Raw genomic sequence first — 25087 nt, 5'->3', positions numbered from 1 at the left:
TCCGCTTCACTCGGAAGCAGGCACCACGGAGCCGTCGGAGGATACCGCAAAACGTGCCACGTTAGCGCGCTGGAACGGTTTCACATCGACGATACTGCCGCCTTGCTGAACCTCTACCGCCGACGCATTGCCCAGCACGATGCGGCCCACCTGACCCGGAGAATAACTGCGGCGTTCGCCTGCACGGATCAATGCTTTTTCGACTGCACTGCCATCCGGCGCCAGGATTTGCACCCAGCTGTCACCGCTGAAACTCAGCAACAGACTCTTGCCAGAGCCCGCCACCGCGGGTGCCGCATCGGCAGCAGGCGTTGCGCGCGGAACCGGCGTCATCGAGGCAATATATGGTGCTGGCTGCTCGCGCGGCGCTGTCGCTGGTTGCGCCGCAGCTTTACTAGACGCGGCTCCGTTCGCCGCGACGGGCATGCTGTCCAGCGATACGGTGTTAGGCGACCTGCCATCCAGATGCGAGCGGGTGGCGTACCAGACCGGCACTGCAAACACGCCGGTGATGACGACATACATCGCCTTGCGCGCGGTGCTTTCGAGAATGCGGCGCGCGCGCGGAGTGTGGGTATGGCTGACCAGCTTGACCGGTTCGACCGGCGCAATGCTCGCCTGCTGCAGCGACGGCTCCAGATCCACATGCAACAGCCGTGCGTAACTGCGCAACTGACCGCGAACGAAGACCGGCGCGCCCAGGCGCTGCCAGTCTTCCTGCTCCAGCGATCGCACCACATGTGCCGGCATGCGCAGCTTGCCCGCGACATCGTCCACGCTCAGACCCGCCGCTTCGCGAGCGTCGCGCAACTGCGGCCCGCAGCCCTTTTCCTGCTCGAAAGGGTTCGGATTGGAATCACTGATCACAATGCATTGGCCCCGGGGTTAGCGGTCGCTGCGTCAGGAAATTCCTTGACCAACCGCTGTTGGTAACGGCTGGCAGCTACCTTGTCGCCTAGCCCTTGCTCAATCTGAATCGCGAGTTGTAACACGGAAGCCGTTACCGGTGCAGCCGAAAGGCGACGTTCGATAAAGGCGCGCGCTTCGAAATAATTGCGACGTCCGGCTTCCAGACGTGCCATCGACTCCAACGCATAAGGATTGCTCGGGTCCAGTTCGAGTGCCTTGCGCAAATCGCTTGCCGCGCGCTCAGGCTGCCCCGCCTTGAGTGCGCACCCACCTGCATTGCCGAGTGCGGACGCGGGCGATGCATAGGTTCGGTCGGCGAGTGCGCGATCGAACCAGACCAGCGATTCGGCAGGCGACCCATTGGCGCACACCCACGCACCATAATTGTTCAATACATCTCCGCGTTGCGGCGCCAGCTCGGCGGCACGGCGATAAGATGCCCCCGAGCCGGCGATATCGCCGCGACCGCCCTGGATCAGAGCCAACATACCGATGGCGTCCACCGATTGCGGGTCCTTCTTCAGGGCGGCGCGGATCTGCTCCTCGGCGCCGGCATAGTCGCCGGTCCGCATCCGATTGCTGGCCAGGCCCAGCCTTTCCTGCACCGCCAAGCGGTCCTTAGTGGACTTGTTGTCGCGGAACGAATAGACCGGCGCGACTTCTTCCACGCGCTTGGCCGAACCGGCCTTGGCATTGCGACCACCACAGCCAACCGCGCACAACGCGATTGCCGCGACCGCCATTAACGCAAGTTCACGCTGCCGCATCTCGATCGGCCTGCCCTTCCAATGTGCGGCGAAATTCCGCCTGGCGACGGGTACGGTCCATGACCTGCCCCTTGAGCTGCCCGCACGCCGCGTCGATGTCATCGCCACGCGTACGGCGAACCATCGTCAGCACCTGCGCGTCGAGCAGAATCTTCTGGAATGCGCGGATCTCCGTTTCGCCGGAGCGCTCATAGCGCGTGCCGGGGAACGGGTTGAACGGAATCAGGTTGACCTTGCCGGCGTCCTTGGACTGCACCGCATTGTCGAACTGCCGCATCAGCCTGGCCAACTGGCGCGCGTGCTCCGGCTGGTCGTTGATGCCCTTCATCAAGGTGTATTCGAAGGTCACCGAGTCGCGCTTCTTGCTGCCACGCAGGTAGCGCGCGCACGACTCCATCAACTCGGCGATCGGGTACTTCTTGTTCAACGGCACCAGGCTTTCGCGCAAGCTGTCGTTGGCGGCATGCAGCGACACCGCCAGCGACACATCGCTTTCGGCAGACAGCCGGTCGATCATCGGCACCAAACCGGAGGTCGACAGCGTCACCCGCTTGCTGGCCAGGCCGTAGCCAAGATCGTCGCGCATCACGCTCATCGCGCGCACGACGTTATCGAAATTCATCAACGGCTCGCCCATGCCCATCATCACCACGTTGGTGAGGCGGCGCTGCTGGTGCGGCACGTTGCCCAGATGGCGCGCAGCAACCCACACCTGCCCGATGATCTCGGCGGTGGTGAGGTTGCGATTGAAGCCCTGGGTGGCGGTTGAACAGAACGTGCAGTTCAATCCGCAGCCGACCTGGGAGGACACGCACAACGTGCCACGGCTCTTGTCGGGGATGTAGACCGTCTCAACGGCGTTCTTGCCGTCGGTGCCCATGGCCAACAGCCATTTGTGGGTTCCGTCGGTGGAAGGCTTGTCGAAAACGACATTCGGAACCAGCACCTCGGCATGCTGGTGCAACTTCGCACGCAATGCCTTGCCGAGGTCGGTCATCTGGTCGAAATCGGTGACGTAGCGATGGTGAATCCACTTCATCACCTGATGGGCACGGTAACGCGCTTCGCCGAGAGTCTCGGCGAAGAAGCGCTCCAATCCCTCGCGATCGAGGTCGAGCAGGTTCTGCTTGCGCATCGGCGCTGCGGGGACAGCAACGTCCTGCAGCACGGAGGGGATCACGACCTCATTCACGATTCGACTCACTCGGCCTCAGCGCGAGACCACTTCGGTAGCGGCAAAGAAATACGCGACTTCGTTGGCAGCGTTCTCGACCGAGTCCGAGCCGTGGGCGGCATTGGCATCGATCGAATCGGCGAAATCGGCGCGGATGGTACCCGGCGCAGCGTCCTTGGGATTGGTCGCGCCCAGCAGGTCGCGATGCGCGGCAACGGCGTTCTCGCCTTCCAGCGCCTGGATCATCACCGGGCCGGAGATCATGAACTCCACCAGCGCGTTGAAGAACGGACGCTCGCGGTGTACGGCATAGAAGCCCTCGGCCTCGCGGCGAGACAGCTGCTTGTACTTGGCGGCTACGACCTTCAGGCCAGCCTTTTCGAAGCGGCTATAGATTTCACCGATGACGTTCTTCGCGACGGCGTCGGGCTTGATGATGGACAGGGTGCGCTCCAGCGCCATTGGGAATTCTCCGTTGGGCGGGCCACTGAAGGCCCGAGGTTATCATGAAAAAAACCCGCGTCAAAACGCGGGCTTAGGCTTCTTTGCGATGGTCAATTCTATCCCGTCGCAACGGGGTTTGCACACCGCCCCCTGAATCGTGCTGCATCGCCACATGACCTGGCCGCAACCAAACCCGTAGACTCAAACAATCGTTTGATTGAGTTCAGCACCCCGCGTATGCCCAAGCCCGCCCACTTCTCCACCAAGGACCGCATTCTCGGTGCCGCCGAGGAGCTGTTCGCCCAGCACGGGTTTGCCGGCACGTCACTGCGGCAGCTGACCACCCAGGCCGACGTCAACATCGCAGCGGTCAACTACCACTTCGGCTCCAAGGAAAACCTGGTCAACGAGGTATTCCGTCGTCGCATGGACGAAATGACCGCCGCCCGCCTACAACAGCTGGAGGCCGCGAAGAAATCGCAGCCCGGCGAGCTCACCGCGGTGCTGGCCGCGTTCGTCGAACCGGCCCTGGCGATGGCGCAGGACCGCCAGAACGGCGGCGCCTTCGTGCGCGTGATCGCCCGCGCCTATGCCGAAAAGAACGACAACCTGCGCAAGTTCCTGTCCGACCACTACGGGCACGTGCTGCGCGAATTCGGCAAGGCCATTGCCGCCTGCGTGCCGGGCCTGAGCAAGGAAGAGCTGTACTGGCGGCTGGACTTCCTGGCCGGTGCGCTGACCTATGCCATGGCCGACTTCGGCCTGATCAAGCGTCCGGCCGGCGTCAGCGAAGCCGACCACCGCGCCCGCGCGGCGCGCGAACTCATTCGTTTCGCGGAACCCGGTTTCCGCGCTCATTCCACACCGTAAACGTTCCACAAGAGGCTATTGCTATGTCCAATCCGTTGCTAGTTCGTCGCGCCGCCGTGCTCGGTGCCGGCGTCATGGGCGCGCAGATCGCCGCGCACCTCACCAATGCCGGCGTCGACACCGTGCTGTTCGACCTGCCTGCCAAGGACGGTCCGGCCGACGGCGTCGTGCTCAAGGCGATTGCCAACCTCGGCAAGCTCAGCCCTGCCCCGCTCGCCAGCAAGGCGCTGGCCGAAGCGATCACCCCGGCCAACTATGAGACTGGCCTGGAGCAGCTGCGCGATTGCGATCTGATCATCGAGGCGATCGCCGAGCGGATGGACTGGAAGCAGGACCTGTACAAGAAGATCGCGCCGTTTGTCTCCGAGCATGCGGTGCTGGCCTCCAACACCTCTGGGCTGGGCATCAACAAGCTGTCCGACGTGTTGCCGGAGCAATTGCGCCACCGCTTCTGCGGCGTGCATTTCTTCAACCCGCCGCGCTACATGCACCTGGCCGAGCTGATTCCGGCCAAGGGCACCGACAAGGCCGTGCTGGAAGGCCTGGAAGCGTTCCTGGTCACCACGCTCGGCAAGGGCGTGGTGTACGCGAAAGACACGCCGAACTTCATCGGCAACCGCATCGGCGTGTTCTCGATCCTGTCCACCATCCACCACACGCAGGAATTCGGCCTGGGCTTCGATGAAGTGGACGGCCTGACCGGCCCCCTGGTCGGACGCCCGAAGTCGGCGACCTACCGCACCTCGGACGTGGTTGGCCTGGACACCATGGCCCATGTGATCAAGACCATGGGCGACACACTGCCGGACGACCCGTGGCATCAGTATTTCAAGTCGCCAAAGTGGCTGGATGCGTTGATCGCCAAGGGCGCGCTGGGTCAGAAGGTCGGTGCCGGCATCTTCCGCAAGGTCGGCAAGGACATCGTGGTGCTAGACCTGCAGAAGCAGGATTACCGCGCCGCTGATCGCACCGCTGCGCCGGAAGTGGTCGAGATCCTCAAGATCAAGAACCCGGCCGAAAAGTTCGCCAAGCTGCGTGAAAGCCAGCACCCGCAGGCGCAGTTCCTGTGGGCCACGTTCCGCGACCTGTTCCACTACAGCGCCTATCACCTGGCCGACATCGCCGAGACCGCGCGCGACGTGGACCTAGCCATCCGTTGGGGCTACGGCTGGTCGCTGGGCCCGTTCGAAACCTGGCAGGCCGCCGGCTGGAAGCAGGTGGCGCAGTGGATTGCCGAAGACATTTCCAACGGCAAGAGCATGAGCAGCGCGCCGCTGCCGAACTGGGTGTTCGATGGCCGCGATGGTGTGCATGGTGCCGAAGGCTCGTACAGCCCGGCACGCGACGCCAAGCTGCCGCGTTCGGCGCTGCCGGTCTACAAGCGCCAGCGCTTCCCGGACCCGCTGCTGGGCGAGCAATTCTCGCCGGGCGAAACCGTGTTCGAAAACGACGGCGTGCGCATGTGGCATGACGGTGACGACATCGCCGTGGTCAGTTTCAAGACCAAGATGAATACCGTGTCCGACCACGTGCTCAACGGGCTGCAGGAAGTCGTGGGCCGCGCGGAGAAGGACTTCGCCGGTCTGGTGATCTGGCAGCAGAAGGAGCCCTTCTCTGCCGGTGCCGATCTGGCCGGCGCGCTGGGCCTGTTGCAGGCCGGCAAGGTGAATGCGTTCGAAGCCTTGGTCGCCAACTTCCAGGCCACCAGCCAGCGCATCAAGTATTCGCAGGTGCCGGTGATTTCGGCCGTGCGCGGCCTGGCATTGGGCGGCGGTTGCGAATTCCAGATGCACAGCGCCAAGACCGTCGCATCGCTGGAGAGCTATATCGGCCTGGTCGAAGCCGGCGTCGGCCTGTTGCCGGCCGGCGGCGGTCTGAAGGAAATCGCTGCACGCGCCTCGGTGGCGGCAGGCCCGGGCGGCGATGTGTTCGCCGAGCTGAAGAAGACCTTCGAAACCGTGGCAATGGCCAAGGTTTCCAATTCGGCGGTCAACGCCCAGGAGCTGGGCCTGCTGCGCGCCACCGACAAGATCGTCTTCAACAGCTACGAGGCACTGCACATCGCCAAGGCCGAAGCGCGCGCACTGGCCGAAGGTGGCTACCGCGCCCCGCTGCCGGCGCGCCGCATCCAAGTCGCCGGCGACGTCGGCATCGCCACCTTCAAGATGCTGCTGGTCAACATGCTGGAAGGCCGCTTCATCAGCGAATACGACTACGAAATTGCCACCCGCATCGCCACCGTGATGTGTGGCGGCGAAGTCGATCGTGGCGCGCTGGTGGATGAAGAATGGCTGCTCAAACTGGAGCGCAAGCACTTCGTCGAACTCGCCCAGCAGGAAAAAACCCAGGCGCGGATTGGGCACATGCTCAAGACGGGGAAGCCCCTCAGGAACTGAGATTCGGGAGTCGGGATTGGGGATTCGTAACAGCGGGTCCCCTGCCCTCCAACTTTCTCGCTTCCACCAAATTTATCCGCCGGGCAGGAACATTCGGGCACGGGGATTCGCTTTGACGAATCCCAAATTCCGAATCCCCAATCCCGGCTATCGGAGATAGCCATGAGCAAGCAGATTCAAGAAGCCTACATCGTTGCCGCCACGCGTACGCCGGTCGGCAAGGCGCCCAAGGGTGTGTTCCGCAATACCCGTCCTGACGACATGCTGGCGCACGTGTTGCGTGCAGTCGTGGCGCAGGCGCCGGGGATCGATCTGTCGCGCATCGACGACGCCATCATTGGCTGCGCGATGCCCGAGGGCGAGCAAGGCATGAACGTGGCGCGCATCGGCGTGCTGCTGGCCGGCCTGCCCAACACCGTGGCTGGCCAGACCATCAACCGCTTCTGTTCGTCCGGCATCCAGGCCGTGGCGATGGCGGCCGATCAGATCCGTCTGGGCAATGCCGACCTGATGCTGGCCGGCGGTACCGAGTCGATGTCGATGGTGCCGATGATGGGCAACAAGGTCGCCATGTCGCCGAACGTGTTCGCCGACGACCATGTGGCCATCGCCTACGGCATGGGTATCACCGCCGAGAAGGTGGCCGAGGAATGGAAGGTCTCGCGCGAGGATCAGGATGCGTTCGCGCTGGCATCGCACCAGAAGGCCATCGCCGCGATCGCCGCAGGCGAGTTCCGCGACGAGATCACGCCGTACGAAATTCTCTCGCACCAGCCTGACCTGGCCGGCAATGTCATCGCGCTGCGCAAGCGCCTGGTCGACACTGATGAAGGCCCGCGCCCGGACAGTTCGCTCGAAGGCCTGGCCAAGCTGCGCCCGGTGTTCCGCAACGGCCAGTTCGGCGGCAGCGTCACCGCCGGTAACTCCTCGCAGATGAGCGACGGTGCCGGTGCGGTGCTGCTGGCCTCCGAGCAGGCGATCAAGGATTACGGGCTGACCCCACTTGCGCGTTTTGTCAGCTTCTCGGTGGCAGGCGTGCGCCCGGAAGTGATGGGTATCGGCCCGATCGCGGCAATTCCCAAGGCGCTCAAGCAGGCCGGCCTGACCAAGGACCAGATCGACTGGATCGAGCTCAACGAAGCCTTCGCCGCCCAGGCGTTGGCGGTGATCCGCGACAGCGAACTGGATCCGTCCAAGGTCAACCCGCTGGGCGGCGCGATTGCGCTGGGCCATCCGCTGGGCGCGACCGGCGCAATCCGTGCCGCCACCCTGGTGCACGGCCTGCGTCGCCGCCAGCAGAAGTACGGCATGGTCACCATGTGCATCGGCACCGGCATGGGTGCGGCGGGCATTATCGAGGCGCTGTAAGCATCGGTTTGACAAGATTGGCCAAGGCGTCAATCTTGTGATCAGTAGTGACCGAAGGCGTGCGCAAGCACGCCTTCTTTATTTCTGACGGCAACCGCCGCCGGCCGCAGGTGCGCTGTGCGCGGGATTGCTTGAAGGAATCGATGTCTGGGGTGGATGCACCGATTGCACTGCGCTGCTCCCGCTTTAGCGACGACAGCGCCCAGCTGCGTTGTGTGGGAACTGCCGCACTAGCAACCGTACAGTCCGATATACCGCACGCAACGTGTAGCCCAGAAGCCTTCTCGGCAAACTTCAGTGCGTACAACAAAGGCGATCGCCTAGCGCGCCACCAGCCACTGACCTGCACGCGCACCAGCAAACACCAGCACTACCCCGGCCACCAGCGTCACCGCCAGATACACGCCAATCATCGTGGAACGATCGGTACGGGCGAATAGCAGGCATTCCATCATCAGCGACGAAAACGTGGTCAGCCCGCCGAGTACGCCGACGACCAGCAATGCACGCAGCGGCCAACTGGACGGACCGCGCGCGTCCAGCCATACCAGCAACACTCCAGCCAGGAAAGAACCTAGCAGGTTGACCGTCAACGTCCCCCAGGGGAAGCCGGCGCCAAAACGCTGCAGCAGCGATGTACCGATCGCAAACCGCAGCCCGGAGCCCAGCGCGCCGCCGGTCATTGCCAGCAGCAACTGCTGCCACCACACCGGCGCGTTCATGCGCGCCCTCCGCAAGCGGCCAGCGGGATGTTCAACGGGGTGTCGTGCATGGTCGGCATCGTCCAACTCCTGGGCAAGAAACGATGCCGGGGCACAGGCCTGCCGCCCCGGCGGGGACGGGCAGGCATCATCAGCGCGCAAACTGCGTGCGGTTCAAGGAGGAATGCCATCTCCTGTGCGGTGGATTATGCCGCGGGCTTGCCGCCCTTGTCAGCCCGCGCCTGTTCGCGAGCGGCACGCAGGCGATCGAGCTTTTCCTTGAGCTTGATCTCCAGCCCGCGCGGCACCGGGTTGTAGTACACCCGCTCGCCCATCGCATCCGGAAAGCCGGTCTGGTCGAGCGCGATCCCGCCTTCGGCGTCGTGGTCGTATTGATAATCCTGGCCGTAACCGAGCGTCTTCATCAACTTGGTCGGCGCATTGCGCAGGTGCAGTGGCACCTCCTGGGTGCCGGTGGCGCGCACCTCGGCCTTGGCCTGATTGAAGGCTGCGTAGCCGGCGTTGGATTTGGCGGTGCTTGCCAGGTACAGCACCAACTGTGCGAAGGCTAGCTCGCCTTCGGGGCTGCCGAGGCGCTCGTAAATATCCCAAGCCTCCAGCGCCATGCTCTGCGCGCGCGGGTCGGCCAGACCGATATCCTCGATCGCCATGCGGGTCAGGCGCCGCGCCAGATAGGCCGGGTCGCAACCGCCGTCGAGCATGCGGGTGAGCCAATACAGCGCCGCATCCGGATTGGAGCTGCGCACCGATTTATGCAGCGCCGAGATCTGGTCGTAGAACTGTTCGCCGTTCTTGTCGAACCGCCGGGTGCGGTCGGCCAGCACCTGCAGCAGCGTCTGCGGGGTGATCTCCCCGCCTTCGCCGCCTGCCAGTTCGGCGGCGATTTCCAGCAGGGTCAACGCGCGCCGAACATCGCCATCGGCGGCACTGGCGATTTCCAGCAACGACGCGTCGCTGACCTGGATGGTCTCCTGCCCCAACCCGCGCTCGGGGTCGTGCAAGGCCCGCTGCAAGGCGTCGACGATGTCCTGCGGCGACACCGATTCCAGCACGTGCACGCGGCAGCGCGACAGCAATGCCGAGTTCAATTCGAACGACGGGTTTTCCGTGGTCGCACCGACGAACAGGATGGTGCCGCGCTCGATATGCGGCAGAAACGCGTCCTGCTGCGCCTTATTGAAGCGGTGCACCTCATCGACGAACAACACGGTGCGGCGGCCGCTGGCGAACCGCTGCGCGGCCTCGGCCAGCACCTGGCGCACATCGGGCAGCCCCGACAACACTGCGGATATCGCCTTGAATTCGGCATCCGCATAATGCGCCAGCAGCAAGGCGAGCGTGGTCTTGCCGCAGCCCGGCGGGCCCCACAGGATCATCGAATGCACGCGACCGGATTCCACCGCGCGCCGCAGTGCGCTGTCGGGCGTCAACAGGCGTTTCTGGCCGACCATTTCGTCCAGCGTCCGCGGACGCATGCGTTCTGCGAGCGGGCGCAGATGATCGGCGTCCACGCTAAGCAGATCGGCGGTGCTGTCGATGGTGGTTCTGGTCCGTGCCACGACTCATTCTATCGCGGCCGGGCGTTATCGCATTGCAGAGATCAGTAGCTCCGTGGAACGGCAGGCCTCGCACGGCCCAGCGACGTTCGCCGCAGCGATGCAGGCTGGCCACCGCTTCCAGGGCACAGGAGCCGCAACGCAAAACGCCTTCGCGTAGGAAGACGTCTGCAACAACGCATCCGCTGGCAGTGCACAAAGCTCAAGTGCGCTGCCGGCAACGCAGGGATTGGTCGTTTCAAACAACCATGTTGTTATTGCGCGTCGCCCACCACATCCACGCCCTTGGCCGGGGTGTAGCGGAAGGTGTCGGGCGCAAACGCCGGGTTGCGCTTCCAGCCGCTGAAACTGATTGCCGTGCGCTGACCCACCGCATCGACCACTTCCATCTTGGTCAGGCCGTCCTTGCCGAAACCGAGCGAGGCCATCTGGAAGCTGGCTTCAGTGTCGACCTTCGGCGTCAACGACAACCATTGCAACCCATCGCGCGGCGCGGCTTCTTCGCTGACGTCGTATTGCTTGTCCAGCCGCGCGGGGTCGATCAAGGCCACCAGCGGGCTGTTCTGCTCTTCATTACCCTGCGCGCGCACGGTGACCTGCTCCAGATCGGGGTCGAACACCCACACCTTCTTGCCGTCAGCCACGATCAATTGCTTGTACGGCTTGGCGTATTCCCAGCGGAACTGGCGCGGTTGCGACACTGCGACCCGACCGCTCGAACGCTCCTTGATGCGGCCGTTGGCATCGGTGACCTGCTGGTTGAACTGCCCATCCAGGCCCTTCAGGCCACGGGTGAAGGTGTCCAGCTCCTGGCGCGCACCGGCAAACGCGGTGCCGGCGAACAGAGCGGTGGCGAGGACGGCATAACGGAGCTGGCGATGCATCGCGGTCTTCCAGAAAGGAGTGCGCCAATTCTGAAGCTTCATAGATGAATGGGCGAGCGCTATCGCAAGGACGCGTTCATGCGGCGGCAGCGGCCTGGCTCAGTGCGCGGTCTGCACCTTGGACAGATCGCCGTAAACGATCTGCCCGCGGAAGCCGCGTCGGACCTGCTGATACAACTCGCGAAATGCACGGTAATCCTGTGGCCGGCACAAGGCCTGCGGCCCATGCACTGCCGCGCGTTGTAGGCGATGGACCGCAGTGACCGTCTGCCCCTGACGCGACCAGTCCACGGCGTATTCGCCAGCTGCATTGCGAAACCTGCTGCTGCGCGGGATGGCAATGATCGGCACGGTGTCGGGCAAGGTCACCACGTAGGTTTCCTCGCGCACGCTGTCGTTGCAGTAGAACGGGGTCAGATTGTCTTCGGCCGACGTGGTGGTGTAGATCCCGCGCGTCGACTCGGCACCGGGCATGTCCGGCAAGGTCATGCCGCCGACCACCGAAAAATCCACCGCATCGCTGGCCTGGAAGCTGTAGCGATAGTTGAACGGTGCCTCCAGATCCAGCGGATCGCCCTGGATCAGCAGATCGCCGGTCCCGACGAAACCGGACTGGGCAATGATCGATTCCTCGATACGATTGCGGTTCTGCGCATTGAGCTGCACGAACATCGCGCGCAAGCCCACCTCGCCGGTCTGCCCGCTGTCCAGGGTCGTCAGGCCCTGCAATCCGCCCTGCGGCGTGAAGCGGTACTCGGTACGGGCAACGTAGCGATTGACCTTACGGTCGTTGGGCGGGGTCTGGGTGACCTTGCCGTCGCGCGTATGCACCACGGGCGCGCCAAGATCGCTGGCCGGCAACTGACCGAAGCGCGCATACGGGTTGGTTGAATCGACGTAAAGGTCGAACGCCGGGATATAGGTGATAGCGTGATTGAAGCGACCCAGCACCGGGATTGCCGGCAATGTCGGCCCGCCCTCCGCGCCGATCAGCACGGGTGTGCTGGCAATGCCCTTGGCCGCCAGCAGCGCTTCCAGAATCACTGTGTGGTCTTTGCAGTCGCCGTAATGATTGGCCAGGATGCTGTCGGCACTGTTGGGCTCCAGACCGCCATTGCCCAGATATACCGCCACGTAACGGATATTTCGCGCGACCCAGGCGTACAACGCCGCTGCCTGCGCGCGTGGCTCGGCGATCCCGGTGGTCACCTGGTCGGCCAACGCCTGGATCGCGGGCGTGACCGCGGCGGCGCGGCCACCCTTGACGTGATACGCCAGGCCCATCTGCGACCAGCTATCGAACGTGCTGGCCATCAGCGTAGGGCTGAATTCCCAGCTCGCCGCGCTCCAGTTCTGGTTCTTCATCGGTGTGGCACGCTGGTAGCGCCATTCCCAGCGCGCCTGATCGCCACGCACCTGCGGCTTGTTGCTGCCCTGCAAGCCGCGCGCGGAGAGGTGCATCGGCAGCGATTTGGGTGCGACCAGCGTCACTACCGCATTGTCGTATTGGGCGAACACGCTGAAGGTTTCCCACAGGCTGAAATAACCGGGGAAGTACGGCGTGTTCTGTGCGCGTCGCACGCGATAGACGATGCGCGCGCCCGGCGCCAGGTTCGGGAACACCACCACCTTGACCTTGCGGTCGGCGTACATCGCCGCCGAGGCGCTGGAATAGCTTTCCTGCGTGTAGATCTTGTCGGCCGCCACGTCCTGGCGCAGCCCTTCGGCGGTGACGGTGTACGCCTCCAGCACGTCGAGCGTTTCCATCTTTTCGCTATAGCTCAGCCGGACCTGGCTGAACTGCTCCACCGCCGACTTGGTCTTGAGCAGGATTTCGTATTCGTCGGTTTCCACGCTGCTGGCATCGGCACGCACTTCGTAGTCGGCGCGATAGCGCACGAAGCTGTAATTGGTATCGGCCTGGGTGCGCGCCGCGGCGGGCACGGCCTGCCGTTGCGCGTAAGCAAGCAGCGGAGCGGAAATCAACAGCACGAGCAGCAACAAGGGACGACGCAGCATGGGTCTCGATCACGACGGGCCGGAGCGGCACTTGTCCGCTAGGGTAGCCGGTGTGCCCGGCAATGACAGGTATCGACTTCCAACAATGCTGCACTGGTGCGTATGGCAGCGCTCGTTGAGGCGACCAGGCGACGCGGCCTATGCAACGACGGTCTGCGGCGCTTTGCACAGGCGCGTGTAGCGAGTGGCGGAGGGTCAAGACGCGACCTACGCAAGTCGAATCCAGTTGACCTTCGCCCTCCCACCACCCCGCATTCCACCGCCCCACGCAACGACGGCAGCCGCTGCGCTTATTTCGGCGGCGGCGGTGCCAGCACCGTGCGATCGCCGTTGTGCTCTGGCTGACTGACCACGCCGGCCGCCTCCATCGCCTCGATCAACCGCGCGGCGCGGTTGTAGCCGATCTTCAGACGACGCTGCACACCGGAGATCGATGCGCGCCGGGTTTCGGTGACGATGCGCAAGGCTTCGTCGTACAACGGGTCGGACTCGTCGCCACCGCCGCCACTGCTCTCCGGCAAGCCGGTCGCACCGACCACGGTGCCGTCGCCCATCGTCTGCACTTCGTCCAGCACGCCTTCGACGTAGGACACCGGCCCGCTGGCTTTGAGATGCTCGACCACGCGATGCACTTCCTCGTCGCTGACGAAGGCGCCATGCACGCGGTCCGGCAGCGCGGTGCCCGGTGGCAGATACAGCATGTCGCCGTTGCCCAGCAGCGCTTCTGCGCCGGATTGGTCCAGGATGGTGCGCGAGTCGATCTTGGAGCTGACCTGGAACGCCACGCGGGTCGGGATATTGGCCTTGATCAAGCCGGTGATCACGTCCACCGACGGCCGCTGCGTGGCCAGGATCAAGTGGATGCCGGCCGCGCGCGCCTTCTGCGCCAGACGCGCGATGAGTTCTTCGACCTTCTTGCCGACGATCATCATCATGTCGGCGAATTCGTCGATGAAGATGACGATGAACGGCAGCGTCTCCAGCGGCCGCGGGGCTTCGCCCAGCTCCGGGTTCGGCTTGAACAGCGGGTCCATCATCGGCTGGCCGGCGTCGATGGCGTCCTTGACCTTCTTGTTGAAGCCGGCCAAGTTGCGCACGCCCACTGCGCTCATCAGCTTGTAGCGGCGCTCCATCTCGGCCACGCACCAGCGAAGGCCGTTGGCGGCCTCCTTCATGTCGGTGACCACCGGCGCCAGCAGGTGCGGGATGCCCTGGTAGACGCTCAACTCGAGCATCTTCGGGTCGATCATCAGCATCCGCAGTTCCTTGTGCGAGGCCTTGAACAGCAGGCTCAGCACCATCGCATTGACCGCCACCGACTTGCCCGAGCCAGTGGTACCGGCCACCAGCAAATGCGGCATGCGCGCCAGATCGGCCACGGTCGGGCGGCCGGCGATGTCCTTGCCCAACGCCAGCGTCAACGGGCTGGTCGACTTGTCGTATTCCTTGGAGCGCAACAATTCGGACAGGAAGATCATCTCGCGGGTGACGTTGGGGATCTCCAGACCCACCACCGACTTGCCCGGAATCACGTCCACCACGCGCACCGACTTGACCGACAGGCCGCGCGCGATGTCCTTGTCCAGCGAGCTGATCTGGCTAACCTTGATGCCCGGTGCCGGCTCGATCTCGAAGCGGGTGATCACCGGACCCGGATAGGCACCGACCACCTGCGCCTCGATGCGAAAATCCTTGAGCTTGAACTCGATCTGCCGTGACAACGTCTCCAGTGTTTCTTCGGAATAGCCCTTGGCCTGCGGCTTGGGATCGTCCAGCAAGGCCAGCGGCGGCAGGTCCGAGCCGTCGGTGCTCACGCCCTGGAACATCGGAATCTGGGTATCGCGCTTGGCGCGCTCGCTCTTTTCCACTACCGGTGCCGGCGGCGGCTCGATCTTGACCGGCTCGCGCTTGGCCTGCTTGACAGCATCGACCTTGCGCACTTCCTCGCGCTCTTCGCGCATCACGCGGGTCTGCTGCCACTCGGTTGCCTGATGGGTCTTGCGCTGCATCAGCGGGCCCAGCGCCAGCACCCACTTGCCGATGCGCTCCATCACCGCAAACCACGACAAGCCGGTCGCCAGCGTGATCGAGACCAGCAGCAGCACCACCACGAACAGGTTGGCGCCCAATGCGCCAAAGCCGGCACCCAGCGAATTGCTGACCAGCCGCCCCAAAATGCCACCCGCACCCGCCACATCGCCGTTGAACAGGCGCAAATGCAGAAAGCCTGTCGAGGCAATCAGGAACCCGACCATGCCGACCAGGCGCAGTGCCGGCCCAAGGTCGGCCTCGGCCTGCCCTTCCTTGTCCATGCCGAACAAGGCGATCCATGCCACCGCGCCCAGCACGACCGGCAACAGAAACGCGACGTAACCAAACAGCTGCAGCAACACGTCGGCGAGCCATGCACCAACCCGTCCGCCTATGTTGTGCACCGGTGCGACCACACTGCCGGTCTGCGACCAACCCGGATCTACGGCCGAGTAGGTGAACAGGCTCGCCAGCAGATACAGCAGCAACGGCGCCACCGCGATCAATGCCAGATCGCGCCACAGCTTCTGTCGGCGCGGATTATCCGCCACCGCCGTCTTGCGCGACGACGCTTTGCCCTCTGCGGGCTTGCTGCGTTCGGGAACCTGCTTTGCCACCTGTAGCCAGACCTTAGAAAAATGCTGTTAGTGGTTGATAATAAACGACCCAGGCCACGGTTTCAGCAGTTGGATGAGCGCCGGTCGCCAACGCGGCCGGCGACCAACGAAAAACGCCGCACTAGGCGGCGTCGACATGCGTTGCGGGCGGACCATGCCATCTGCGGTTCAAGCAGTTCCATCGTGCCGCCTTGATTCACCGGGTGGGGACCGCCACTCTATGCCGCCACGGGGGCGCCTTTTGTATCGGCGCCATCCCACCAATTCCTAGATCGCGAGTATACATGAGCGCCTCATCTGCCAGTCCCGCCAAGCACTCCCGCCTGCTGATCCTCGGCTCCGGCCCGGCCGGCTGGACCGCTGCGGTCTATGCCGCACGCGCTAATCTCAAGCCGGTAGTGATCACCGGGCTGCAGCAAGGCGGCCAGCTGATGACCACCACAGAAGTCGACAATTGGCCGGGCGACCCCCACGGCCTGATGGGCCCGGATCTGATGAACCGCATGCAAGCGCACGCAGAGCGCTTCGAGACCGAGGTCATCTTCGACTACATCCATACTGCCGACCTGTCGCAGCGCCCGTTCCGGCTAATCGGCGACAGCGCCGAGTACACCTGCGACGCACTGATCATCGCCACCGGCGCCACCGCCAAGTACCTGGGCATCCCGACCGAAGAGGCCTTCAAGGGTCGCGGCGTCTCTGCCTGCGCCACCTGCGACGGGTTCTTCTACAAGGACCAGGATGTGGTGGTAGTCGGCGGCGGCAATACTGCGGTCGAGGAAGCGCTGTACCTGTCCAACATCGCGCGCAAGGTCTACCTGGTGCACCGCCGCGACACCCTGCGCGCGGAAAAGATCATGCAGGACAAGCTGTTTGCCAAGGTCGCCGCTGGCAAGATCGAAACCGTCTGGCACCACGCCATCGAAGAAGTGCTGGGCAACGATGCCGGCGTCACCGGCGTGCGGGTCAAGTCCACCCTCGACGGAAGCACCCGCGACATCGACGCGCACGGCTTCTTCGTCGCCATCGGCCACCACCCAAATACGCAACTGTTCGACGGCCAGCTGGCCATGAACAACGGCTACCTGGAAATCCGCTCCGGCCTGAACGGCGCAGCGACCGAAACCTCGGTGGCCGGCGTGTTCGCAGCCGGCGACGTGGCCGACCAGCACTACCGCCAGGCCATCACCTCGGCCGGGTTCGGCTGCATGGCCGCGCTGGATGCCGAACGTTATCTCGACAAGAGCGCCTGAGATGGCGCCTGATTGCCGGCCGCGCTACGCGGCCAGCATCGCTAGCGGGCCGAGCGCATGAGCGTGACTGCTCGCTGGTGCCGCCAGCTGGGCGAACTTCCGGCTGGCGCCTGGGATGCGCTGCACGATAGCACGCATCCCTTTGTCAGCTACGCATTTCTGCAAGGCCTCGAACGCGAAGGCTGCCTGCGCCCGGATTGGGGCTGGAATCCACTGCATCTGACCTTGTGGAAAGGCGACACCCTGGTCGCCGCCGCGCCGGGCTATCTGAAGAGCAATTCGCATGGCGAGTTCGTGTTCGACCACGCCTGGGCGCATGCCTATGCACGCTACGGTCAGGACTATTTCCCAAAGTGGCTGTGCGGCGTGCCCTACTCGCCAGTGACCGGCCCGCGCCTGCTCGGCGCACCCAAGTGGCGCGGGCACCTACTGGCCGCGATGCGCGAGCTGGTGGAGCGCAGCAGCCTGTCTTCGGCGCATGTGAATTTTCATCGAGCCGATGAAGATGCCGCGTTCGACGCCGACTGGCTGGAGCGTAACGATCTGCAATATCACTGGCACAACGCCAGCGGCTGGAGCGACTTCGAGACATTTCTGGCGGCGATGGACCACAAGCGCCGCAAAAACATCCGCCAGGAACGCGCCAAGGTGCAACGCGCAGGCGTGCAGCTGCGCGTGGTGCATGGCGATGAGGCGAGCCAGGCGGACCTGGACGCCATGTACGGCTTCTATCTCAAAACCTTCAGCGAGTACGGCAATTCGCCCGCACTGACACCAGAATTCCTACGCCACCTGGCGGACCACCTGCCGCGGCAGCTGGTGATGTTCCTGGCAGACCTCGATGGGCAGGCGATTGCCGGCGCACTGTGCCTGCGCGGCCACGACACGCTTTACGGTCGTTACTGGGGCGGCGAAGCCCTGCCCGGGCTGCACTTCGAAACCTGCTATTACCAGGGCATCGAATACTGCCTGCGCGAAGGCTTGACCCGCTTCGAGCCTGGCGCGCAAGGCGAGCACAAGATCGCGCGCGGCTTTTTGCCGACATTGGTGCGCAGCCGTCACTGGATCGCCGCCCCGGGCTTTCGCGAACCGCTGGCGCAGTGGTGCGCCGACGAACGCAAGGAGGTCGCGCGGCACGCGGTCGACCTGGCGGACCACAGCCCGTTTCGCGACTGACCTAGTGCGCGCCAAGCGTCCGCGTCGCCGCTAGACTCAAGTCATGTCGCGCGCACTGCCCCACCTGCTGTCACCGGATCCCACCAGCCCGTTCCCGCCGGTCGAGCGGGCCTTGCGCGAGCCCGATGGCCTGCTCGCCATCGGCGGCGACCTGCACCCGCAACGCCTGCTCAACGCGTATGCGCATGGCATCTTTCCCTGGTTTTCGGAAGGGCAACCGATCCTGTGGTGGAGCCCGGACCCACGCATGGTCTTTCGCACCGACCGCGTGCGCCTGTCGTCGCGCTTCAGGCGGCAGTTGCGCAATTGCCGCTGGACCCTGCGTGCAGATACCGCATTTGCACAGGTCATTGCCGCCTGCGCGTCCAGCCCGCGTCCCGGACAGGACGGCACCTGGATCACCGCGCAAATGCAGGCGGCGTATGTCGACCTGCACCATCGCGGCCACGCGCACTCGCTGGAAGTGTTTGACGGCACGCGCCTGGTCGGCGGCATCTACGGCGTCGCGGTCGGCCGCATGTTCTTCGGGGAAAGCATGTTCAGCGCGGTCAGCGGCGGCTCGAAAGTCGCGCTAGCCGCTCTGGCTGCCGAGCTGCATGCACGCGGATGGCCGCTGCTCGATGCACAGGTGGAAAACCCCCATCTGCTCAGCATGGGCGCGCAGCACATGCCACGCCCGGAGTTTTTGCTGTGCGTGCGGCGCCAGGTTGCCCTGGTGGAACCGGCCGGCAGCTGGTCCGAACGTTACGGTGAGCGGCCGGTCACGGCGCTGAGTGAAGCCCGCTTAACATAAAATTTGCGCCACCGGGAGATGGAGCGTAAAATGCCGTCCCTTACGGCCCTTCCGGGCCAGCTTTGATTGCACAGGATTACATGTCGAAAGACGACTCCATTGAATTCGAAGGCAGCGTCAGCGAGACGCTCCCCAACACCACGTTCCGGGTCAAGCTGGAAAACGGGCATGAAATCATTGCCCACATCTCCGGCCGTATGCGCAAGAACTACATCCGCATCCTGACCGGCGACCGGGTCAAAGTTGAAATGACTCCGTACGACCTGACCAAGGGCCGTATCACCTACCGCATGAAGTAAGCGGTTCTGGTGCTGAGACGCAAGGCGGCCCATGGCCGCTTTCTGTCGTTCCTGCGATTTGCCGAGGGACTCATTTCGCAGCAGAGACGACTACAAGGCATTCTTTGTCCTAGGGCTGAAGAATCCGGCAGACGAGCAACGGCGTCGTCAAGAAGATCAGCTCGTTGCGCTCGCCGAAGATGCGCCTGGCCTCATCGTAGACGGGTCGTAGGCACGTACCGACTTCCCGCGACTGCACTGCCATCAAGCGATGGGATCGATGCTGCACGCATGTCATAGGCAAATCCCGAATGTCCAACCGTGAATTGATCTCTAATTCGAGCGCGCGGGCGTTGCCCTCCAGCCGCAGACGGCGGCGCATTGCAAGGCTCTCGCCTCGCCGCCCTTACGTCATCCTTTGCAAGCGCACGGTGCGGCCCTGAGCAACTTCGGGCACTGGGCGGCGAATCGCTGTTCGCGCACCGCATCGTCCCGACAAAAAAAGCCGCTCATCCGAGCGGCTTTTTTTAAGAGACATCAACTCACGCCATCGATCAATCGACGGTTGCTGGCAGCAAACGCTCCGGTTCCGGATGCGCTTCCACCACCAGTTCGCCATCCTTCACATCGATATTGACCCGCCCGCCTTCCACGAGCTTTCCGAACAACAGTTCGTCGGCGAGCGGGCGCTTGATCTTCTCCTGGATCACGCGCGACATCGGACGCGCGCCCATCAGCGGATCGAAACCATGCTGGGCCAGCCAATCGCGCGCAGTCGGGGTAGCCGACAGGGAGACGTGCTTTTCCTGCAACAGCATTTCCAGCTCGATGATGAACTTGTCCACCACGCGCAGAATGTGGTCAAAGCCCAGCGGCTGGAACTGCACGATCGCGTCGAGACGGTTGCGGAACTCCGGCGTAAACCCGCGCCGGATTGACTCCATCGCATCGGTGGAATGGTCCTGCTTGGTAAACCCGATCGACCGGCGCGATGCCTGGGTGGCACCGGCATTGGTGGTCATCACCAGGATCACGTTCTTGAAGTTCGCCTCGCGCCCGTTGGTGTCGGTAAGGATGCCGCGGTCCATGACCTGCAACAGGATGTTGAAGATGTCCGGATGCGCCTTCTCCACCTCGTCCAGTAGCAGCACGCAATGCGGCGTCTTGACGATCTTCTCGGTCAACAGGCCGCCTTGGTCGAAACCGACGTAGCCCGGAGGCGCACCGATCAGGCGGCTGATCGAATGCGCCTCCATGTACTCGGACATGTCGAAACGCACCAGCTCGATGCCCAGCTGCAGCGCCAGCTGCTTGGTCACCTCGGTCTTGCCCACACCGGTCGGGCCGGCGAAGAGGAAGTTGCCAATCGGCTTTTCCGGATTGGCCAGGCCCGAGCGTGCCAGCTTGATCGAGCCGGCCAGCGTTTCGATCGCCGGGTTCTGCCCGAAGATCACCATCTTCAGGTTGCGCTCCAGATGCTGCAGCACGTCCTTATCGGTCGCGCTGACCTGCTTGGCCGGAATGCGCGCCATCTTGGCGACAATGGTTTCGATCTCCTCGATGTCGATCAGCTCCTTGCGCACGCCATCTGGCAGCAAACGCTGACGCGCACCGGCTTCGTCCATCACATCGATGGCCTTGTCCGGCAACAGGCGGTCGCCGATATGCTTGACCGACAAATCCACAGCTGCCTGCAGCGCATCGTCGGCATAGGTCACGCCGTGGTGCGCTTCGTACTTGGGCTTGAGCCCTTGCAGGATCTCGAACGTTTCTCCGACGGTCGGCTCGACGATGTCGATCTTCTGGAAGCGCCGCGCCAAGGCGCGGTCTTTTTCGAAAATGCCGCGGTATTCCTGGAACGTGGTCGAGCCAATGCAACGCAGCTCGCCCGAGGACAGCGCCGGCTTGATCAGATTGGACGCGTCCATGGTGCCGCCCGACGCAGAACCCGCACCGATGATGGTGTGGATTTCATCGATGAACAGGACCGCATTAGGCACCTTCTTCAGCGCCGCGAGCACGCCCTTGAGGCGCTTTTCGAAGTCGCCACGGTATTTGGTGCCGGCGACCAGCGCACCCAGATCCAACGAGAAGATGACCGCGTCGGCGAGCACTTCCGGCACGTCGTTGTCGACGATACGCTTGGCAAGCCCTTCGGCGATCGCAGTCTTGCCCACACCGGCCTCGCCCACGTACAGCGGGTTGTTCTTGCGACGGCGGCAAAGGACCTGGATGGTGCGCTCGATCTCATCGCCGCGGCCGACCAATGGATCGATTTTGCCGTTGCGCGCCTGCTCGTTGAGATTGGTAGCGTACTCGGCCAGCGCGTCGCCCTTGGCTTCGCCCTCCCCGCCTTCACTCTTGGGCTCGCCGTCGGACGCGGACGGTTGCTCACCGTCTTCGCCCAGCTTGGCGATGCCGTGGGACAGGTAATTGACGATGTCCAAGCGGGTGATGTCCTGCTGATTCAGGAAATACACCGCGTGCGAATCCTTCTCGCCGAAGATCGCCACCAGCACGTTAGCGCCAGTGACCTCCTTCTTGCCGGAAGATTGCACGTGGTAAACCGCACGTTGCAGCACACGCTGAAAGCCCAGGGTTGGCTGAGTGTCGCGGCCATCGTCTTCTGCCAGACGCGAGACCGAGGCCTCGATCGCCTGTTCCAGGTCGTTATGCAGCCGCAGCTGATCCGCGCCGCAAGCCTTGAGCACGGCTTGCGCGGAAGGATTATCCAGCAGCGAGAGCAGCAGGTGCTCGACGGTCATGAATTCATGACGCGCTTCGCGTGCTCGCTTGTAGCACTGGCCGATTGTTTGCTCTAGATCTTTGCTGAACATTGGAAACTCCGAACGGCTGTTGCCAACAATATGCGGCTTTTGTTGGGATTTTCCACAACCCTATCGGATAGGCATGTTCAGACGGCGTTAGCACGTGGTTGCAGCCACACTGTTGCGCTGCTGGAACGGCCGTCGAGCCAGCTCAGGTTTGTTCCATCGTGCACAGCAGCGGATGCTGGTTCATGCGCGAAAATTCGTTGACCTGCGCCACTTTGGACTCGGCCACCTCGCGGCTGTAGACCCCGCAAACCCCGCGCCCACGCGTGTGGACGTGCAGCATCACCTGGGTGGCCCGCTCCAGATCGAGGTTGAAAAACTGTTGCAGCACGGTCACCACGAAGTCCATCGGGGTGTAGTCGTCGTTCAGCAGCAGCACCTGGTAACGCGGCGGCGGCGCCACTTCCGGCTTGCTGGCTTCGACCGTGAGGCCATGATCGTGTTCGTGAGAGGTCTTCCGAGGCATCCGGCCATTATACGGTTCATCGCCGTGCGCATTGGACGATTTGCGCCGCGCCGCGCACAATTTGTCTCCAATTCCTCGGCTGGCCTTTGATGACCGATACCCCGACCGCGCTGCGACTGGCGCCGTCTTCCGCAGCATCCCGGCATGCCTGCGCGCCCCTGGACGCACTCCCCCATCGTGCGGATCCCCTCGGCACTGGTGCGGGGACGGGCACAATGGCCCGCCCCTCGCCTACCAAGGAGCACGATTGATGAGCACTTCCGAACAACGCTGGCACCCGGATGTCACCGTGGCCACCGTGGTAGTGCGCGATGGCCGCTTCCTGCAGGTTGAGGAAACCATCGCAGGCAGGCTGTTGTTGAACCAGCCTGCGGGCCATCTGGAGCCGAACGAAAGCCTGCTGGACGCGGCCGTGCGCGAGACCCTGGAAGAGACTGGCTGGGATGTGCGCCTGACTCACTTCATCGGCACCTACCAATGGGTGGCGCCGAGCGGCCAATGCTTCCTGCGCTTCGCCTTCGTCGGCGAGGCGGTGACCCATCACCCAGAGCGCAGCCTGGATACAGGCGTGATACGCGCGCTGTGGATGACCCCGGAGGAGTTGCGCGAGGCGGCCGATCGGCTGCGGAGCCCCCTGGTGTGGGAGGTAGTGGCCGACTTTCTGGCCGGGCAGCGGCATCCATTGACGCTGGTGCGGCACGTCGCATGAGTACGCCGCGCATCGTGGTGGGCGTATCCGGTGGCGTGGATTCGTCGGTGGCGGCGTGGAAACTGGCGCAGCAGGGCGAGCCGATCGCCGGATTGTTCATGCAGAACTGGGCCGACGACGGCAGTGGCGATTGTCGGGCGGAAGACGACCGTCGCGATGCGGTGGCGGTCTGCGGAGTGCTGGGTATCCCGTTTCACTTTCGCGACTTCTCCGGCGAATACTGGAGCGGCGTGTTCGAGCATTTCCTGGCCGAATATGCGGCCGGGCGCACACCCAACCCGGATGTCTTGTGCAACCGAGAGGTGAAGTTCAAGCATTTTCTGGACGCCGCCCAGGCGCTGGGCGCCGAGCGCATCGCCACTGGCCATTACGCGCAGGTGGCCTATCGCGGCGGACGCTGGCGGCTGCTGCGTGGGGCTGACCGCGGCAAGGACCAAAGCTATTTCCTGCACCAACTTGGGCAGACCCAGTTGGCCGCGACCGTGTTCCCGATCGGGGATCTGGAAAAGAGTACGCTGCGCCGCATTGCCCAGGACGCCGGTCTACCGACCCATGCCAAGAAGGATTCCACCGGGATCTGCTTTATCGGCGAGCGCGACTTTCGCGAATTTCTGGGGCGCTACCTGCCTGCCCGCACCGGCGAGATCCGCGACCCGCAGGGGCAACGCATTGCCGACCATCCGGGGGTGTTCTACTTCACGCTGGGTCAGCGCGAGGGCCTGAACATCGGCGGCGTGCGCGGCCGGGCAGCCGCGCCTTGGTACGTGGTGGGCAAGGACGTGGCCAGCAACGTGCTGTACGTGGATCAGGACCGCGATAGCCCGCTGCTGCAATCGCAATGGCTGCAGTCCGAGCAGGCCCACTGGGTGACCGGCGCACCGCCCGCGCGCCGTTTCACTTGCACTGCGCAGACCCGCTATCGGCAGCCGGACGAGCCGTGCACGGTGGATGTGCAGGACGACGGCAGCGTGCAGGTGCGCTTCGAACGGCCGCAGCGGGCGGTGACGCCCGGGCAGTCGCTGGTGTTGTACGACGGCGAGGAATGCCTGGGCGGTGCGGTCATTGCCGCCACCGATGCGCCGCTGGAACGCCAGCTGGCGGGATCTTCTTTTCCTCTTGAGGGTGTGGCTTGATGAGTTCTTCCATGGATCACCGTGTGCTGGCGCTTGCCGGCGTCGCCCAGGCCCTGCAGCAGGTACGGCGGATTGCCGAAACCGGGCACTCGGAAGCGGCGACGGTGCGCACCGCCATCGACAGTGTGTTCCGGGTGGACGCGGCCTCGCCGGAGGCGGTCTACGGCTCAGCCGCAGCGGTGGCCCCCGGTCTGCGCCTGTTGCACAACTACTTCCGCAACCAGGCACAGGACGATGTGCTGCCGCGCCTGGCGCTGGCAGTGCTGCAGCTGGAGCGACGTTTTGTCCGCGATACCACGACCGTGTCTACCGTGTCCGACGGCATCGAGGCCGCTGCCCGGCAGGCGCAGAACCTGAACGATAGCGCTCATCCGGATGTGCTCACCTCGCTGGGCGGGCTGTACGCGCAGACCATCAGTCACTTGCGCCCCAAGGTCATGGTGCAGGGCAACCCGCATTACCTGGGCCAGGCCGGCGTGGTCGCCGAAATCCGTGCATTGTTGCTGGCAGCGGTCCGCTCGGCTGTGCTGTGGCGGCAGATGGGGGGCAGTTTGTGGGATTTCCTGTTCGCCAAACGCGCGATGAGCGAAGCGGTAGACCGCGCACTGCGCTGAGCGCGTAACAACACGGTTTCAGGCGCCTGCAACGGGCGCTCGCGCTTGCCGACCGCGAGCGCCTTGGCAAGACG

Annotated in this window: 22 protein-coding genes and 1 riboswitch; of the genes, 10 read left to right on the top strand and 12 right to left on the bottom strand. The window is 63.9% G+C overall.

Annotation, left to right across the window (positions count from 1 at the left end):
• Positions 1–6: 6 nt before the first annotated feature.
• The 4 genes from BJD12_RS01520 to ndk are packed head-to-tail and all read right to left on the bottom strand — an operon-like array spanning position 7 to position 3312.
• Positions 7–867, bottom strand: coding sequence for a helix-turn-helix domain-containing protein (locus tag BJD12_RS01520; RefSeq protein ID WP_005991015.1), 861 nt, complete (start codon positions 865–867; stop codon positions 7–9).
• Positions 864–1652 carry a type IV pilus biogenesis/stability protein PilW gene (gene pilW / locus BJD12_RS01515; RefSeq protein ID WP_005991017.1) on the bottom strand — a complete coding sequence of 263 codons (789 nt, stop codon included), beginning with the start codon at positions 1650–1652 and terminating at the stop codon, positions 864–866. The genes BJD12_RS01520 and pilW overlap by 4 nt, the downstream gene beginning before the upstream one ends.
• Before the next feature lie 10 nt (positions 1653–1662).
• Entirely contained in the window at positions 1663–2868 is a 1206-nt protein-coding gene (gene rlmN, locus BJD12_RS01510) for a dual-specificity RNA methyltransferase RlmN (protein WP_005991019.1), read from the bottom strand.
• A gap of 18 nt (positions 2869–2886) precedes the next feature.
• A complete protein-coding gene (gene ndk / locus BJD12_RS01505; RefSeq protein ID WP_002812972.1) occupies positions 2887–3312 on the bottom strand; it encodes a nucleoside-diphosphate kinase in 426 nt (141 codons plus the stop codon).
• Positions 3313–3531: 219 nt separating this feature from the next.
• On the opposite strand from ndk, the gene BJD12_RS01500 reads away from it, so the two are divergent.
• From BJD12_RS01500 to BJD12_RS01490, 3 genes are all read left to right on the top strand, one after another.
• Positions 3532–4164 carry a TetR/AcrR family transcriptional regulator gene (locus BJD12_RS01500; protein ID WP_005991020.1) on the top strand — a complete coding sequence of 211 codons (633 nt, stop codon included), beginning with the start codon at positions 3532–3534 and terminating at the stop codon, positions 4162–4164.
• A 23-nt stretch (positions 4165–4187) separates the two neighbouring features.
• On the top strand, positions 4188–6560 hold the full coding sequence (locus tag BJD12_RS01495) for a 3-hydroxyacyl-CoA dehydrogenase/enoyl-CoA hydratase family protein (protein WP_005991022.1): 2373 nt from the start codon (positions 4188–4190) through the stop codon (positions 6558–6560).
• A 162-nt stretch (positions 6561–6722) separates the two neighbouring features.
• Positions 6723–7928, top strand: a complete 1206-nt coding sequence (locus BJD12_RS01490; protein WP_005991024.1) for an acetyl-CoA C-acyltransferase — start codon at positions 6723–6725, stop codon at positions 7926–7928.
• 320 nt (positions 7929–8248) lie between these two features.
• Here BJD12_RS01490 and crcB read toward each other — a convergent pair whose 3' ends face one another.
• From crcB to BJD12_RS01465, 5 genes are all read right to left on the bottom strand, one after another.
• A complete protein-coding gene (gene crcB / locus BJD12_RS01485; protein WP_005991026.1) occupies positions 8249–8650 on the bottom strand; it encodes a fluoride efflux transporter CrcB in 402 nt (133 codons plus the stop codon).
• Between the two features lie 114 nt (positions 8651–8764).
• Positions 8765–8833: riboswitch (Fluoride riboswitch) on the bottom strand.
• Between the two features lie 2 nt (positions 8834–8835).
• Positions 8836–10125: a replication-associated recombination protein A gene (locus tag BJD12_RS01480; protein WP_172797285.1), complete on the bottom strand. Its 1290-nt coding sequence runs from the start codon at positions 10123–10125 to the stop codon at positions 8836–8838.
• 335 nt (positions 10126–10460) lie between these two features.
• Positions 10461–11132 (bottom strand): outer membrane lipoprotein periplasmic chaperone LolA, encoded by a 672-nt coding sequence (gene lolA / locus BJD12_RS01475; RefSeq protein ID WP_005991030.1) that lies wholly within the window; start codon positions 11130–11132, stop codon positions 10461–10463.
• Positions 11133–11189: 57 nt separating this feature from the next.
• Positions 11190–13109 (bottom strand): DUF3857 domain-containing transglutaminase family protein, encoded by a 1920-nt coding sequence (locus tag BJD12_RS01470; protein ID WP_005991032.1) that lies wholly within the window; start codon positions 13107–13109, stop codon positions 11190–11192.
• Positions 13110–13399: 290 nt separating this feature from the next.
• Positions 13400–15757: a DNA translocase FtsK gene (locus BJD12_RS01465; RefSeq protein ID WP_005991034.1), complete on the bottom strand. Its 2358-nt coding sequence runs from the start codon at positions 15755–15757 to the stop codon at positions 13400–13402.
• A gap of 284 nt (positions 15758–16041) precedes the next feature.
• On the opposite strand from BJD12_RS01465, the gene trxB reads away from it, so the two are divergent.
• The 4 genes from trxB (at position 16042) to infA (ending at position 19278) form a co-directional block, all read left to right on the top strand.
• Positions 16042–17010 carry a thioredoxin-disulfide reductase gene (trxB, locus tag BJD12_RS01460; RefSeq protein WP_005991036.1) on the top strand — a complete coding sequence of 323 codons (969 nt, stop codon included), beginning with the start codon at positions 16042–16044 and terminating at the stop codon, positions 17008–17010.
• Positions 17011–17067: 57 nt separating this feature from the next.
• Positions 17068–18186 carry a GNAT family N-acetyltransferase gene (locus BJD12_RS01455; protein WP_005991040.1) on the top strand — a complete coding sequence of 373 codons (1119 nt, stop codon included), beginning with the start codon at positions 17068–17070 and terminating at the stop codon, positions 18184–18186.
• A gap of 43 nt (positions 18187–18229) precedes the next feature.
• Positions 18230–18979: a leucyl/phenylalanyl-tRNA--protein transferase gene (aat, locus tag BJD12_RS01450; protein WP_005991042.1), complete on the top strand. Its 750-nt coding sequence runs from the start codon at positions 18230–18232 to the stop codon at positions 18977–18979.
• An 80-nt stretch (positions 18980–19059) separates the two neighbouring features.
• Positions 19060–19278 carry a translation initiation factor IF-1 gene (gene infA, locus BJD12_RS01445; RefSeq protein ID WP_002813418.1) on the top strand — a complete coding sequence of 73 codons (219 nt, stop codon included), beginning with the start codon at positions 19060–19062 and terminating at the stop codon, positions 19276–19278.
• 109 nt (positions 19279–19387) lie between these two features.
• Here the strand turns inward: infA and BJD12_RS01440 are convergent, their stop codons facing one another.
• The 3 genes from BJD12_RS01440 to clpS all read right to left on the bottom strand — a co-directional run bounded on the left by BJD12_RS01440 (position 19388) and on the right by clpS (position 22557).
• Positions 19388–19639 (bottom strand): hypothetical protein, encoded by a 252-nt coding sequence (locus tag BJD12_RS01440; RefSeq protein ID WP_005991046.1) that lies wholly within the window; start codon positions 19637–19639, stop codon positions 19388–19390.
• A 172-nt stretch (positions 19640–19811) separates the two neighbouring features.
• Positions 19812–22094, bottom strand: a complete 2283-nt coding sequence (gene clpA, locus BJD12_RS01435) for an ATP-dependent Clp protease ATP-binding subunit ClpA (protein ID WP_005991048.1) — start codon at positions 22092–22094, stop codon at positions 19812–19814.
• A gap of 142 nt (positions 22095–22236) precedes the next feature.
• On the bottom strand, positions 22237–22557 hold the full coding sequence (gene clpS, locus BJD12_RS01430; protein WP_016901748.1) for an ATP-dependent Clp protease adapter ClpS: 321 nt from the start codon (positions 22555–22557) through the stop codon (positions 22237–22239).
• Between the two features lie 250 nt (positions 22558–22807).
• Here clpS and BJD12_RS01425 point away from each other — a divergent pair, with 250 nt between their 5' ends.
• From BJD12_RS01425 to hflD, 3 genes are read left to right on the top strand one after another with little or no spacing between them, the layout of a single operon-like run.
• Positions 22808–23266, top strand: a complete 459-nt coding sequence (locus BJD12_RS01425; protein WP_005991052.1) for an NUDIX hydrolase — start codon at positions 22808–22810, stop codon at positions 23264–23266.
• Positions 23263–24399 carry a tRNA 2-thiouridine(34) synthase MnmA gene (gene mnmA, locus BJD12_RS01420; protein WP_005991054.1) on the top strand — a complete coding sequence of 379 codons (1137 nt, stop codon included), beginning with the start codon at positions 23263–23265 and terminating at the stop codon, positions 24397–24399. Before BJD12_RS01425 ends, mnmA begins: the two co-directional genes overlap by 4 nt.
• On the top strand, positions 24399–25013 hold the full coding sequence (gene hflD, locus BJD12_RS01415) for a high frequency lysogenization protein HflD (protein WP_042827854.1): 615 nt from the start codon (positions 24399–24401) through the stop codon (positions 25011–25013). Before mnmA ends, hflD begins: the two co-directional genes overlap by 1 nt.
• Positions 25014–25087 lie beyond the last annotated feature (74 nt).

This window comes from Xanthomonas vesicatoria ATCC 35937, assembly GCF_001908725.1.
GTDB classification, from domain to species: domain Bacteria; phylum Pseudomonadota; class Gammaproteobacteria; order Xanthomonadales; family Xanthomonadaceae; genus Xanthomonas; species Xanthomonas vesicatoria.
The sequence above is the reverse complement of the archived record's forward strand: the minus strand, read 5'-3'. Positions and strand labels throughout refer to the sequence as shown.